15 protein-coding genes are annotated in these 12,674 nt (G+C 71.7%); 4 read left to right on the forward strand and 11 right to left on the reverse strand.

Annotated features, from left to right (window positions below; translation table 11 throughout):
* Positions 1–14: 14 nt before the first annotated feature.
* Positions 15–464 (reverse strand): DUF2267 domain-containing protein, encoded by a 450-nt coding sequence (locus tag RM704_RS39285; protein ID WP_107072384.1) that lies wholly within the window; start codon positions 462–464, stop codon positions 15–17.
* A gap of 185 nt (positions 465–649) precedes the next feature.
* Positions 650–1,084 (reverse strand): Hsp20/alpha crystallin family protein, encoded by a 435-nt coding sequence (locus tag RM704_RS39290; protein WP_033529956.1) that lies wholly within the window; start codon positions 1,082–1,084, stop codon positions 650–652.
* 131 nt (positions 1,085–1,215) lie between these two features.
* Here RM704_RS39290 and RM704_RS39295 point away from each other — a divergent pair, with 131 nt between their 5' ends.
* Positions 1,216–1,899, forward strand: coding sequence for a hypothetical protein (locus RM704_RS39295; RefSeq protein WP_033529957.1), 684 nt, complete (start codon positions 1,216–1,218; stop codon positions 1,897–1,899).
* 295 nt (positions 1,900–2,194) lie between these two features.
* Here RM704_RS39295 and RM704_RS39300 read toward each other — a convergent pair whose 3' ends face one another.
* Together RM704_RS39300 and RM704_RS39305 are read right to left on the reverse strand one after the other, a co-directional pair.
* Positions 2,195–2,881: a HemK2/MTQ2 family protein methyltransferase gene (locus RM704_RS39300; protein WP_052146274.1), complete on the reverse strand. Its 687-nt coding sequence runs from the start codon at positions 2,879–2,881 to the stop codon at positions 2,195–2,197.
* 167 nt (positions 2,882–3,048) lie between these two features.
* Positions 3,049–3,255 (reverse strand): hypothetical protein, encoded by a 207-nt coding sequence (locus tag RM704_RS39305; protein ID WP_311592650.1) that lies wholly within the window; start codon positions 3,253–3,255, stop codon positions 3,049–3,051.
* Positions 3,256–3,393: 138 nt separating this feature from the next.
* Between RM704_RS39305 and RM704_RS39310 the strand changes: the two genes are divergently transcribed.
* Together RM704_RS39310 and RM704_RS39315 are read left to right on the forward strand one after the other, a co-directional pair.
* The gene (locus tag RM704_RS39310) at positions 3,394–3,816 is read left to right on the forward strand and encodes a CBS domain-containing protein (RefSeq protein ID WP_033529959.1); all 423 of its coding nucleotides are present in this window, start codon (positions 3,394–3,396) and stop codon (positions 3,814–3,816) included.
* A gap of 25 nt (positions 3,817–3,841) precedes the next feature.
* Positions 3,842–4,063 (forward strand): DUF6480 family protein, encoded by a 222-nt coding sequence (locus RM704_RS39315; RefSeq protein ID WP_033529960.1) that lies wholly within the window; start codon positions 3,842–3,844, stop codon positions 4,061–4,063.
* Between the two features lie 546 nt (positions 4,064–4,609).
* On the opposite strand, the gene RM704_RS39320 is transcribed toward RM704_RS39315, so the two are convergent.
* The 3 genes from RM704_RS39320 to RM704_RS39330 form a co-directional block, all read right to left on the reverse strand.
* Complete coding sequence (locus RM704_RS39320) at positions 4,610–7,495, reverse strand: tetratricopeptide repeat protein (RefSeq protein ID WP_311592653.1); 2,886 nt, start codon at positions 7,493–7,495, stop codon at positions 4,610–4,612.
* Positions 7,496–7,563: 68 nt separating this feature from the next.
* The gene (locus RM704_RS39325) at positions 7,564–8,043 is read right to left on the reverse strand and encodes a M35 family metalloendopeptidase (RefSeq protein ID WP_033531426.1); all 480 of its coding nucleotides are present in this window, start codon (positions 8,041–8,043) and stop codon (positions 7,564–7,566) included.
* A gap of 228 nt (positions 8,044–8,271) precedes the next feature.
* Positions 8,272–8,733: an ATP-binding protein gene (locus RM704_RS39330; protein ID WP_033531427.1), complete on the reverse strand. Its 462-nt coding sequence runs from the start codon at positions 8,731–8,733 to the stop codon at positions 8,272–8,274.
* A gap of 218 nt (positions 8,734–8,951) precedes the next feature.
* Between RM704_RS39330 and RM704_RS39335 the strand changes: the two genes are divergently transcribed.
* On the forward strand, positions 8,952–9,311 hold the full coding sequence (locus tag RM704_RS39335) for a hypothetical protein (protein ID WP_311592656.1): 360 nt from the start codon (positions 8,952–8,954) through the stop codon (positions 9,309–9,311).
* A gap of 51 nt (positions 9,312–9,362) precedes the next feature.
* On the opposite strand, the gene RM704_RS39340 is transcribed toward RM704_RS39335, so the two are convergent.
* The 4 genes from RM704_RS39340 to RM704_RS39355 form a co-directional block, all read right to left on the reverse strand.
* Positions 9,363–10,328: a YihY/virulence factor BrkB family protein gene (locus RM704_RS39340; protein ID WP_033531428.1), complete on the reverse strand. Its 966-nt coding sequence runs from the start codon at positions 10,326–10,328 to the stop codon at positions 9,363–9,365.
* 9 nt (positions 10,329–10,337) lie between these two features.
* Positions 10,338–10,763, reverse strand: coding sequence for a DUF6003 family protein (locus tag RM704_RS39345; RefSeq protein ID WP_033531429.1), 426 nt, complete (start codon positions 10,761–10,763; stop codon positions 10,338–10,340).
* 116 nt (positions 10,764–10,879) lie between these two features.
* Entirely contained in the window at positions 10,880–11,617 is a 738-nt protein-coding gene (locus RM704_RS39350; protein WP_033531430.1) for a DUF1775 domain-containing protein, read from the reverse strand.
* Between the two features lie 175 nt (positions 11,618–11,792).
* Complete coding sequence (locus RM704_RS39355; RefSeq protein ID WP_078937438.1) at positions 11,793–12,497, reverse strand: hypothetical protein; 705 nt, start codon at positions 12,495–12,497, stop codon at positions 11,793–11,795.
* Between the last annotated feature and the right edge of the window lie 177 nt (positions 12,498–12,674).

Raw genomic sequence — 12,674 nt, forward strand, 5'->3', positions numbered from 1 at the left:
GGGGTGGGGGTGCCTCAGAGGGTCGTGGTGCCGGTCGGGGCCCCGGCGCCCACCAGGGAAGGGGAAGCCGTGGGCGTCTGGGTGAGTTCGGCTCGCCCGAACAACAGGGCGTAGCCGGGCGGGAGTTGGTCGAGGATGCGGTCGAGGAGGTCGTCGCCCGCGAGTTGCGCGACGATCCGCAGGACGGTCCCGGTGTCCCAGCGGGTCGTGGCCGCCGTACCGCCGGTGCGGGACGCCAGGTCCTTGACGAAGCCCCAGCCGGTGACGGGTTCGTTGTCGGGGATCTCCGCCGTGAAGCAGAGAGCGGCCTCGTGGGGGAGCCTGGCGGCGAGTTCGACGCGCTCGTCACCGGTGAGCCGGCGACCGAAAGCGGCCAGCACGGCGCGTACGGCCTCCTCGGCCCGTGCGCGGGTGGGGTAGGCGCCTTCGTAGCGCACTCTTTCCAGCATCTGCTCGAACGTCATGCCCACGGTGTGCCGGCACGGCTCTTGCAGGGAGAACATCGTGAAGCGGTTGCCTTTCTCGTCCGAGGGGGGTCGCGAGCGAGGCGGCGGCCCGGGGGCCCCAGAGGGCTCGCCCGGCCACCGACGGGACGGGCGGAGGACGGTCGCGGAGCCGTCCTCCGTCCCGGCGCGGCCGACAGGGGGGTTCAGCCGCTGATCTCCCGGTGCGCGGTGCCGCCGCCGATGGCGACCTTGCGGGGCTTGGCGCGCTCGGCGATCGGGATCCGCAGGGTCAGCACACCCGCGTCGTAGTCCGCCTTGATGTGCTCGGTGTCCAGGGTGTCGGCCAGCACGACCTGGCGGGAGAAGACACCCAGGGGCCGCTCGGAGAGCTCCATCTGCACGTCGTCCGCCTTGGCGACCGGGCGCCGCTCGGCCTTGACCGTCAGCATGTTCCGCTCGACGTCGACATCGATCGCGTCCGGGGACACACCGGGCAGGTCGAGGGCGATCACGTACTCCTCGCCCTCCCGGTAGGCGTCCATCGGCATCGCGGACGGGCGCGACCAGGTGCCGGTCGTGTTCAGGAGCTGCTGGGTGAGGCGGTCCAGCTCACGGAACGGATCGGTGCGCATCAACATCGTCAAACACCTCCAGTGTTCGGGTCAGGCACGTTCCTGCCAATGCGTTTCACCTGCCTTCGTTGTAACATGTCATCCAAGTGATGACAAGTGGAAAGTCATCCAGATGATGACACCGAGTTGGAGGGCCCATGACCACCGCCCATCAGTCCGCCTCCGACCCCGGCGGTCTCACCCCTACGTCCTTCCTCGCGGCCGCCGCGGCGCTGGACACGATCCACGAGGCCCTGCACACCGCCCGGACCCCCCGGGACACGGAGCTTCCCGAGCCCGACGCGGCAACCAGCTCGCAGCAGGCGCTCGCCGCGCTCCTGATGCTCCGCGAAGCGCGTGACCAGCTAGCGGAGTGGGAAGCGGGGCTGATCGAAACGGCCCGGGAGGCGGGCGCCAGCTGGGCCGACCTCGCCCACCCCCTGGGCGTCTCCAGCCGCCAGGCCGCCGAGCGCCGCTATCTGCGGGTCCGCCCCGGGCGTCCCGGATCCACCGGCGAACAGCGCGTCCAGGCCACCCGTGACCGCCGTGCCGCCGACCGCACCGTCACCACCTGGGCCCGCGCCAACGCCGCGGACCTGCGCGGTCTCGCCGGTCGGATCACCGCGCTCACCGATCTGCCCGCCGCCGCCCGCGCCCCCGTCGTCGAACTCACCGCCGCCCTCGCGGACGACGACGCCGCCGCCCTCATCGCCCCCCTGGCGGACACGCACACCTACCTGACGCCCGGCCACCCCGAGATCGCGGCCCGCGTCGACGACATCACCCGCCACACCGACCGACTCCGCCGCGCCAGCAGCGACCAGCGCCAGAACAGGGCGTGACCGGGGGTGCGGGCGTAGAGGGGGCGTGAGGGGGCGCGGGGACCGACTGCCGCGAAGGCCGGTGCCGGCGGGAAGACGTCGCGGGACGGCAGGGCCGCTTCGGTTGGGCAGGCGTCGCGTGGCGGCAGGGTGTCGCGTGGCGGCAGGGTGTCGCGTGGCGGCAGGGTGTCGCGTGGCGGCAGGGTGTTGGGGGCTCGGCCGGTCCGCAGCTCGGCGGGCCGGTGATCGGCGGGCCGCAGCTCACCCGGCCCCCGGCCGGTGCCGGTGTCGTCCGTGCGCCCGGCGCGCCTCGCCGTCAGGGGCGCTCGGCGCGGACGACCACCAGTTCCTCCCGATTGTCGTCCTCGCCGATCAGGCCCTGTCGGATGAGCCAGGGGCGGCGGGCGCGCAGCACCGGACCGTACGGCACCTCGGCCCGGTCGACGACCGAGGCACGCAGTCCGTGCTCCTCGAAGCCCCGCAGCGTGGCGTCGGTGCCGCACAGGTCCGAATGGACGACCAGCAACGTCCCGCCCGGGCGGAGCATCGCGGGTGCCGCCGCGCAGAGGCGGTCCACGAACACCCGGCCGTCCCGGCCGCCCTCCCATGCCCGGGCCCGGCCTCCGCGCGGCGGCCGGTCGGCAGGTGAGGGCACATAGGGCGGATTGCTGATCACGAGGTCGTAGGTGCGCCCCGTGACCGCCGTGGTGAGGTCACCGTGCCGGACACGGACCCGCCGGCGGGCGAGCAGCGCGTTGACGCGCGCCGTGAACACGGAGAGCCAGGAGATGTCCACGGCGGTCACCCGGGCACCCAGACGCGCCGCCTGTACGGCGACGGCGCCGCTGCCGGTCCCCAGGTCGAGCACGTCGGTCGAGGAGTCGATGTCCTCTCGACGCAGGGCGCGCATCAGCAGCTCGGTGTCCCCCTGCGGGGCGTACACACCCGGCGGGGTGAGCAACAGCGTCGACGTCGACGTCGACACCAGCGTGAGCGCCGCCATCCGTCACCTCCGTTCCCTCGGGTACAGCGGCGACGCCGCCGCCGCCAGCCCTCCGGTGCCGGATCCAGACACCCGACACACCCGTATCGCGTGCCACTCGAGTGCCCAGGGATCCGGCGACCACACGGCGACCACGAACCACAAACTACGAACTACTGGCTACGCCACTACGGGTGTTCTGGCTGCTGGGCCGGCGGCACTCCTCCTCCCTTGCCTCCGCCCTTGTCGCCCTTGTCCGTGCCGTGGGCGCGGCCGCGCTTCGTCTCCGACTGCCGCGCCTTCAGTTCGGCGCTGTCCTGCGGTGTGGCACCGCCCTTGTCGCTGCGCCGCTGTTCGGGCTGCTGCGGATTGGACATCTGTGACACCTCGCTCACTTCAGGGATGGTGGAGATCGTCGGGTTCCCCCGGGGGTGGCATCCGATGCAACCGCGGTGGGTTTTGTCGCTTATGGGTACTCGGAAGGCCGAGCGGCGGTGAAGGCGCCGTCCCACTCCACGGAGGGATGGGTTTCCATGACTCAGCATGTCAGCGACCTGATGACAAGCGCCCCGGTGACCGTCGAGCCGCAGACGTCGGTGGCGACCGTGGCCCGGATGATGCGTGACGAGGACATCGGCGCCGTTCTGGTCACCGAGGGCGAGCGGCTGCGGGGGCTGGTCAGCGACCGCGACCTGGTGGTCCGCACGGTGGCCGAGGGCGGCGACCCGAACGAGACGACCGTGGCGGACGCGTGCAGCGACGACCTCGTCACGGTCGGCCCCGACGACGACGTCCGCCGCGCGGTGGAACTGATGCGTGAGCACTCGGTCCGCCGTATGCCGGTCGTCGACGAGGAGCAGCACCCGGTGGGCATCGTCTCCCTCGGGGACCTGGCCATCGAGCGCGACCCCGAGTCGGCCCTCGGTGACATCAGCTCGACGAAGCCCAACAAGTAGCGCGTCCTCGAAAGGAGCGTGCGCCATGACGACTCCTGGTCCCGGCCCCCGGCGAACGCCGGGAGTCGACGCACCCGGTGGTGTGCCACCCGGCGAGACACCACCCGGCGAAGGGGGCACCTCCGGGATCTCCCATCCGGAACCGCCCGCACCGCGCCGGGGATGGTGGTCCCTGTCCCTCGTCCTGATCATCGTGATCGTGGCGCTGATGGTGATCGGGCTCATCGGTATGGCCGTGGTCCTCTGAGCGCGCGGTGACGGGCCGCGGGCAGGGCTCAGCGCTCTGCCCGCGCGTCGCCGTGGCCCGGCGGACGCCGAGACTTTGCCGAGGACCTCCCCGGCACGGTCGTGGCATGCACCAGCGGAACATCGGAGTCCGAAACCCGACCTACGCGATCCTCACCCACGCCATGGCGGGTCAGGGCCTCCCGGCAGAGCGCCCCGTACGAACGACGCCCCGCTCGTGGCGGCCGTGATCGCAGAGCTGGCTCGCCGGCCATGACGCCGACCACCTTGACCGAGTGCGTGGGCAAGGCGGCCACCGTCATCCCTCCTGATTCACAGTGCCACGACGGCGAGTCCGATCTTCGCGTCCCTGGCCGCCCGGCCCGGCAGCATCCGTCGGCCACGGGGCGGGATCGGCCGTCGCCGGCCGGGCGCGGGTGGAGCATCAGTCCGACCGTAGGTCTGCTCGACCGCCCAGCGTTCCGTGATCACGGTGAGGCCTCTGGCCCCTGTGGGGAATCCGGACCGGCCGCAGAGCTGCGCGGCTCAGGTGGTGGGAGACCCGGGCTCAGGGGGCAGAACTCCCCCAGCGGGCCAGGGCCGCGCGCGTGGCAACAGTGTCGGGGTGGTCCGGGCCGAGGACCCGTACCCGATCAGGCAAAAGCCGTCCGAGGTCGGTCGCGGCCCCCGCCACGTCCCCTGCCTCCGCTCGCCACAGGGCGAGGCTGTGGCGAGTGATGAGGGTGTGAGGGTGGTCCGGGCCGAGGACCCGAAGCCGGTCAGTGAGGAGCTCCGCAAAGGCGGTGACGGCTCCGGCTCGGTCCCCGACCCTTCCCCGCCAGTGGGCAAGGTTGCCGCGGGTGATGAAGGTGTGGGGGTGGTCCGGGCCGAGGACCCGCATTCGGTCGGGCAGCAGCTGTTCGAGGGCTGTCGCGGCACCTGTCGCATCCCCTGCTTCTCCTCGCCAGGAGGCAAGGTCGTGGCGGGTCATGAGAGTGTGAGGGTGGTCCGGACCCAGGACTCGCACTTGGTCGGCCAACAGATCCCCGAAGGCGGAGGCCGCGCGGGCTGGATCTCCTGCTTTGCCGAGCCACCGAGCGAGATTGTGGCGGGTAGTGAGGGTGTGGGGGTGGTCCGGGCCGAGGACCCGCAGCTGGTCGGTCAACAGGTGGGAAGCCGCCGCAGCCGCGCCGGCCGGATCCCCTGCTTTGCCGAGCCACCGAGCCAGATTGTGGCGGGTAGTGAGGGTGTGGGGGTGGTCCGGGCCGAGGACCCGCAGCTGGTCGGTCAACAGGTGGGAAGCCGCCGCAGCCGCGCCGGCCGGATCCCCCGCCTCACCGAGCCACCGAGCCAGATTGTGGCGGGTGGTCAGGGTGTGGGGATGGTCTGGGCCGACAACCCGCAGCTGGTCGGTCAACAGGTCCTCCAACGCAGAGGCAGCACCTGCTGCATCCCCCGACTCCCCCCGCCATCGGGCGAGGTCCTGGCGGGTGGTGAGAGTGTGGGGGTGGTCCGGGCCGAGGACCCGCACGCGGTCTGCCAACAACTCTTGGAAGGCAACAGCAGCACCTGCTGTGTCCCCTGCCTCCCCCCGCCAAAAAGCAAGGTGGAGGCGCGCAGCCAGGGTCTTTCGGTGATCTGGGCCCAACACTCGCAACATGTCAGCAAGCAGTTGCTCGCAATCCGCCACAGCTCCCGCCGGATTTCCCGCCTCCCCTCCCCAATGGGCGACGTTGAGACGGGCGGTCAGTGTCTGGAGATGGTCGGGACCGAGCACCCGCAGCACGTCCTTCAGCACAGCTTCGGAAGTGGTGGCAGCTTCGGCCGGACTTCCCGCATGCCCCTGCCAGGTACCCAGGTCTCCGTGGGTGGCCAACGTGTCGGGGTGGTCCGGACCGAGCAGCCGCAAGCGATCGACCATCAGGTGGGCGATGGCGTCCCTGGCACCGGCGGGGTCGCCCGCTTCTCCCCGCCAATGGGCAAGGTAGTGGCGGACAGCGAAGGAATCGGGATGGTCTGCGCCGAGGTGATGGTGTGCGGCGGTGCAGACGTCCTGGAAGTGGGTGACAGCGGCGGCGATGAGGCCGGCCTCTCCGAGGCTGGTCCCGGCGCGGATGAGGACCGGGTGGCAACGTGCCCGCCACAGCGCAGCCTGGGCATGCGAAGCAAGGGAGGCAGCGTTGGCGCGCAGAGCCTGTTCGAGGGTGGTGTCGTGATCGGCCTCGGGCCACGCATCGAGAAGGGCGTCCGCGCAAGCGACGGCAAGAGCGTCGTAAGCGGCAGAGGACAGGGTCTCGCGGGCTGTGCGTTGAATGAGGTTATGGACACGGACGGCCTGATGGGGGGTATCGGCGACGTGGTCAGCCAGGCTGAGCCGGTGCAGGGAGCGCAGCGCGTCAGCCGCGTCCCTCACCCCGACCTGACACGCGCGGGCATCAGAGCCTGTACCGACTGTTCGATGCTCGGCGAGGTACGCCAGGGCACTCGGACTGGTGAGTACGGTGACGGGGATGCCGTTGGGGTCGAGCATGCTGGCGAGGTGAAGCATCGGACGGGCCAGCCCTTTCGGCCGGAGCCGATCGGCATGCTCGATCGACAGAGACCAGGTGGCGGCGACAGTGGTGCGATGAGCATCGGGCAGACCGCTGGTTTCGGGGACCAGGTCGGGCAGTGCGTTGCTGCGGTCGGCCAGCCTGGACCGGTAAGCGGCGCAGTCCAGATGAAGGTCGATGAGATAAGTGGCGGCCTGAGCCAGCGCCAGCGGCAAGTACCCCAGTTCACGGACGAGTGCTGCGATGTCTTCGGGACTGTCCCGCCGTCCTGCGGCGGCCAGTTTGGCGGTCAGATAGGCAGAGGCCTCGTCCGGGGAGAACAGACCGACATCGATGCGCTGGCCAGGCAGCGCGGCGTCTCGGCGGCGGGTAGTGACAAGTGTGCGGCCGTTCGGGCGCAGTGTCGGCCACAAATCCCTCTGGCCGTTCAGGCCGCCCAGGTCTGCGGGGTCGCTCACGTCGTCCAGGACGATCAGCCATCGTCGGCCAGTGGATTGCGTCCATGTCAGGAAGAGGGCAGCGGCCTGTTCGGGGTTAGCGAGGTCAGCCGTCTCCGGCGCGTCAGGGCCGCTCACCGTGACCGCAGCTTCAGCGTAGGCACTCAGGACCGCCTCCCTGCTGGTCGCGGTGACCCAGACAAGCAGGTCCACCGCCTCCGCTTCCCAAGCAGTTCGGGCATGGTGGGCGGCAAGTTGCGTTTTACCGACCCCACCGGTCCCGGACAAGACCTGACAGAGCACCGCAGTCCCACCCCTGGCGACCGCATGGTCCAGGGCGTCGACGGCCTCGCGGTGCTGGAAACAGTCCGCCTGCCGGGGAATCACTCCTACGCACTGTGGCCAGGAGAGCGGCTGCCGCGGCGCGGTCTGGTACGTCACCGAACCCGCGCGGCCGACCACCACAGCGCCGGAGTGGGCGTAGAGCGACGTCTGTGCGGTGATATGGAGGGCCTGGTCAGGGCCGGGAGCGGTCAGCCCTGAACCGGGCCCGGCTGCGAAGGGTTTTCCATGCGAATGCCCCCATGGATGACGCCGCCGGCCACGGATCCGCCCTCTGCCCGGATGTCGACGTCCCCGCCGGCGGTCAGCCCGCCATCCCTGGCGGAGGCCCCACCGACAGCGCCCGAGCGCAGTGTCACCAGTTCCTGCAACTGCCCCGCCACGACCACACGGTCAGCCTCGTTCAGGGACTCCAACAAGTCCTCGAACCGGGCCTGCCACGAGGCATCCAGACGGGCGCGCAACTGGTCCGCTTGCTCCGGCTCGGCCGCATCCAGCGCGGCTGCTGTTCGGTCCAACCGCACCAGGGCCACTTGAGCAGCTGATGCGTCACCACGGCCGAAAATGCGGGCAACGCGTTCCCTCACCCCTACCCAGGCATCCGTACCGGCGGCCTGCGCGACCGCCGCTCCGGCCGCCGAAGCCAGCACAATCAGGGCTTCTGCCAACATGCCGTCCCCCTCGACACATCCGACGACCCGACGAATCCACGCCGGATACGAACACAGCGTACCGACCCGGGCACACTACGAAGCCCCGTTGTAGCCGACGATTTCTTCCTCGGCATCATCACACTGCGTCGTCAGAAAGCGTGTGGCTGAAGCGAAGTACGCAGAGGTCGTCTTCAGTTACCGGTGCATGGCGACGTACGTTGGGTCGTCATACGGCAGCCCCGCGCGCTACCGACCCCTGCCCGGCGGGTCGGCCAGCGCGATACGTGCCGTGATGCGCTTGCCCACCGGTTCCCGTTCGACGAAGAGATCCTCGGTGACGGCCTTGACGATCTCCAGCCCGTGCTGTCCGATCCGGTCGGGGTCGGCGGCGCGGGCCGCGGGCACCGTGGGGTCGCTGTCCCACACGACGATGTCCACGCTGTCGGCGGTGACCCGCAGTTCCAGGAGGACGGGACCGGGGGCGTACTTGCGGGCGTTGGTGACCAGTTCGCTGACCACCAGTTGCGTGAGGTCCCGTACTCGCGCGGAGACGGGCAGGTGGTGATCGGCGTGGGCGCGGTCGAGGAAGGCCAGGGCGTGGTGGCGGGCATCGGCGATGCAGCCGTCCTCGCCCCCCAGGGCGTATCCGGCGCGCATCAGATAGGTGTCCGGCCCGCTACAGCCGTCGCCATCGGCATTCGATCCCACGTGTCCCGCCCTCATTCCCCCCTCACATACGCGCCCGTACCCGCGATCGTCCCATGCATGCCACCCGACGACCGTCGGAAGTCCGGCCCCGTCCGGATCGGACGAGCGGCGACATGGCCCGAAGTCGCCTCTCCCGCCGAGTTCGCGTCCGGACGCTCGGGGCATCCGGACGGTGCAGGCGTGCTTGTGCTCACGGAGCCTCAGGGAGGAGCGGTGTGATGTATCTGTCCCGGGCGGCGAGCGGGGACGGCGTGGGGTTGCTCTGGGCACTGGGCGCCCTGGTGCTGTACCTGCTGATCAGTTACGGCTTGCAGTACCGGGCCCGGGCCCGGCGCGGCTCCGGGCGGCCCGCCCGTGAGGCCCTGCGCGACCTGAAGGACCGGGAGGACCCCCAGCCGCAGCAGCGCTTCGTCAGCCACATGATCATACTGTGCGGCGCGGCGGCCACCGGTCTGGCCGCCTTCGCGACCAGCGGCATCGTCCGCGTCGTGGCCGTGGGGCTCACCCTCGTGGTGGGCGTGGCGGTATGGGCGTACTACGACCATCGCGTGGAGACACGCACCCCCGCGGAACGATGAGGCGCACCCCCGCGGAACGACGAGACGTTCGCCCCGGCCCGGTTCACCGGTTCACGGTCCCGGCCCCGGATCCGGCCGCACCGCCTCGGTGATTCCGGCGCGCGCCGCTTCGAGTTGGGCGGCGAACGCGATCCCCAGGAACAGCGCCACCCCCGTCAGGTTGGCCCACAGCAGCAGGGCGACGAACGCCGTCAGCGGTCCGTACACGGCACCGAACGATCCGCTCTTCGCGACGTAGAGCGCCAGCAGCCATGTGGCCGTGACCCACAGGACCAGGTGGACCGCCGAGCCGAACGCGAGCCAGGTGTAGCCCGGTTGGTCCCTGCGCGGGGCCCAGCGGAAGATCACCGCCGACGCGACCCAGGCGAGCAGGACGCCCAGCGGTACGTCGAGGGGACCCCACAGGTCGAGCCACTCCCGCGACCAGCCGAGGGCCTCCACCACCGCGTTCCCCACGGCGTCCCCGGCGACGAGCACGAGGAACCCCAGGACCATCGGCATGCCCGCCGCGAGGGCGAGGAGCAGGGCCCGCCCGTACTTGGCCGAGAAGGGCCGGTCGCGTTCGACGCCGTAGATGCGGTTGGCGCCCCGCTCCACCTGCCCCATCGCCGAGGCGAGGTTGAGCAGGGCGAAGGCCAGTCCCAGCCACATGGCGACGGCGTTCCAGACACCGGAACCGGCACTGCGCTCGGTGGCGTCCAGCGCGTCCTCGACCAGAGTCGCGCTGGCGCCCGGCACGATCCGGCCCACGGTGAGTTCGATGATCCGCCCCACGCTCTCCGTGTGCACGGTGGTCGCCACGCCGACCAGCGCGATGGTGAACGGCACCAGGCCCAGGACCACCTGGAACGCGAGCGAACGGGAGTGGCTGAAGCCGTCCGCGTAGCGGAACCGGGCGAACGCGTCGAGGAGCAGCCGGCGGCCCCCGTAGCGCCTCAGCGCGGTCAGCGCCTCGTCACCGGAGAGTTCCTCCCCGATCATGTCCCGCGTCTGCGGGACGTGGACGACGGTCCCCATCCGGGCGTCTCAGCCGCTCGCCGCGGCCGTCACCGTGTCGGGGTCCATCCCCGTCAGCTCGACGATGCGGTGCGGTGGCACGCCGGCGGCCAGCGCGCGTCCGATCAGGCCGTCCCGGCCGTCCGCGCAGTCGCGGTAGGCGAGCAGCTCCTCCTCGATCAGGGCGAGCGGTTCCGGCGCCAACCGGTGGCGGACCCGGCTCAGTTCCTCGTCGCTCAGCGGGACGGGCAGCCGCTCCGCCTCCTCGGGAATGGCTCCCGTCTCCTCCGGCGGCAGCAGGCGCAGTCGCGCGGAGGTCGGCGTGGTCCCATGAGCGTCCAGCCACGCGCGAACCGCGGGGGTCTCCATGCACGCGAGATCCTCGACGGCGGCGGGGGCCACGCCGAGCGGCACGGACTCGTCGTCGAGCAGGAACAGATAGGCGTCGTCGGTCATCCTCGATCCTTTCCCCACGGCTGCTGACCGACACCGCATACCCCCGCACGGGCGATTCACCGTCCGCCGACCGGCCCGGCCCCGCCCCGGGGCCGGGCCCGGCTCGGCGCCCGGTGTCAGGCGGTTCCGCCGCGCCGGCTCCGCAGCCACCACACTCCGCCGCCGACCGCGACGAGGACTGCCGCGCCGATGCCCAGCGGCACGGCCGGGGAGAGACCGTCGTCGCCGTCCGTGCTGTCCGCCGCGGGCTGGGCCGACGGCGTCCGCGCGTCCGACTCCGGCGTGGTCTCCGCCTCGGGGGCGGCCGTCGTGGGCTCCTCGGAGGGGGTCGGGCTGACGGGCTTCGCGCCGGGCGCGGCGGCCTTCAGGTCCAGGCGGGGCGCGGGGTGGCCGTGGTGGCCGTCCTCCTCGGACTCCTCCAGTTCGATCCAGCGGTCCACCTTGCCGTCGCTGTAGGACTGCAGGGTCTTGAAGACCAGCGACTCGGCGTCGGGCAACTGCCGTACGGTGACGACGTATTCGACGTCCTCCCCCACCGCGCGCTTCTCGCCCGAGACGGTGTAGCCCCGGCTCGTGGGGGCGAACTTCCAGCCGTCCGGGCCCTTCTCGTAGGCGATGTCGGCCGGGACGAGGCCCTCGGGGAGGATCACCTCCAGCTTGGTGATGCCGGCCGTGGTGGACTCCGACGCGGCGGAGAAGGTCAGTTCGACGTTCTGGTCGAGGGCGCGCGCGCCCTCGGCCTCGACATCCGCATGGGCGGCGGCGGGCCCCGCGACGGCGACGACGGAGGCGAGGGCGAGCGCGGTGAGCGCGCCGGATCGACGCAGGGTGCGCAGCAGGGTGGAGCGATGCACGGGGGACTCCCTTGAGTGGGTGGGCTGAAGGCTGTGGTGGGACACGAGGCAGCCCCGGCGCACGCGGATCAGCCGGGGGCTGACCGTCGGGCTCGGGGTGCGGCGCTCGCCCGGGGCCGTCCGCGGAGCCGACTGGGCGTCGTCTCCGGGGACGGCCCCGGGCAACCGGCTGTCGTCAGACGGCGACAGCGGTCCCGACCGGTGGCCCCCGGGAGGTGATCGCGTGGGTGAGGAGGTAGCGGCGCGCCAGGCCGTCCGTACGGGGGTGGCGGGCGCGGACCGGCGGACGGTACGGCGCCACCGACGGCCGAAGCGGCAGGCGGAGCGGCGCGGTCAGCCATCCGGCGAGCGCCCGCAGGATGCGGAAGGCGGCACGCTCACCGTGGGCGAGCCAGAGGCCGCACAGCAGCGCGCCCAGCAGATGGGCGGCGAGCATGCCCGTCGAGGGCAGGCCGCCCATGGCGTGGCCCAGCCCGTGCACGGCGTCCATGCCCACGTGGTCCGTCGGCGGCGAGGAGAGCGGGGCTCCCGTCGCGTGATCCGTCGACGCCGTGCCGGGCGCGGCAGCCGTGGCGTGGTCGATCGTCCCCGTCGCCCGGCCCGTGGCGCTCCGGGAGTGATGAACCGCCGTCTGGGCGAGCGAGAACATCACGTGGAGGAGGGTCTGGGCCGCGACCGTGGCGGAGCCGACCAGGAGCGGTCCGCGCTCCCGGGCACCCGACCACCAGGCCGGGCCGCCGGTCGCCACCGCACCGGCGACCATGGCCCACCAGGGCACCGCGGTCCCCGACATCATGAGGTGGCCGAGGGAGGTGAACAGCACGCACACAGCCGCGAACACGGCGGCCCTGAGCGTGCGGGAACACCCCCCAGCGGTCATCGGGCCACATCCTCGCAGTCCTGGTCCCATGCGTCACGAGAGGGTACGTGAACGCCCCTGGCCTCCCACTCAATCCGGCCGCGGTGACACACACCACACCGGCTGCCGGCACGCGCCAGGAAACGGTGCGGTGCGCTCGGTGCTGCGCTGTGCGGTGCGGCCCGGCTCGGCTCGGCG

Origin of the sequence: Streptomyces gottesmaniae (genome assembly GCF_031845845.1) — a bacterium.
Classification (GTDB): domain Bacteria; phylum Actinomycetota; class Actinomycetes; order Streptomycetales; family Streptomycetaceae; genus Streptomyces; species Streptomyces akebiae.

Excerpts from the sequence above, each read along its gene's own strand:
- RM704_RS39345 (WP_033531429.1), bottom strand. The coding sequence starts at position 10,763 with ATGACCGACGACGCCTATCTGTTCCTGCTCGACGACGAGTCCGTGCCG.
- RM704_RS39325 (WP_033531426.1), bottom strand. The coding sequence starts at position 8,043 with ATGTTGGCAGAAGCCCTGATTGTGCTGGCTTCGGCGGCCGGAGCGGCG.
- RM704_RS39300 (WP_052146274.1), bottom strand. The coding sequence starts at position 2,881 with ATGGCGGCGCTCACGCTGGTGTCGACGTCGACGTCGACGCTGTTGCTC.
- RM704_RS39295 (WP_033529957.1), top strand. The coding sequence starts at position 1,216 with ATGACCACCGCCCATCAGTCCGCCTCCGACCCCGGCGGTCTCACCCCT.
- RM704_RS39315 (WP_033529960.1), top strand. The coding sequence starts at position 3,842 with ATGACGACTCCTGGTCCCGGCCCCCGGCGAACGCCGGGAGTCGACGCA.
- RM704_RS39310 (WP_033529959.1), top strand. The coding sequence starts at position 3,394 with ATGACTCAGCATGTCAGCGACCTGATGACAAGCGCCCCGGTGACCGTC.
- RM704_RS39335 (WP_311592656.1), top strand. The coding sequence starts at position 8,952 with ATGTATCTGTCCCGGGCGGCGAGCGGGGACGGCGTGGGGTTGCTCTGG.
- RM704_RS39285 (WP_107072384.1), bottom strand. The coding sequence starts at position 464 with ATGACGTTCGAGCAGATGCTGGAAAGAGTGCGCTACGAAGGCGCCTAC.
- RM704_RS39340 (WP_033531428.1), bottom strand. The coding sequence starts at position 10,328 with ATGGGGACCGTCGTCCACGTCCCGCAGACGCGGGACATGATCGGGGAG.
- RM704_RS39290 (WP_033529956.1), bottom strand. The coding sequence starts at position 1,084 with ATGTTGATGCGCACCGATCCGTTCCGTGAGCTGGACCGCCTCACCCAG.
- RM704_RS39355 (WP_078937438.1), bottom strand. The coding sequence starts at position 12,497 with ATGACCGCTGGGGGGTGTTCCCGCACGCTCAGGGCCGCCGTGTTCGCG.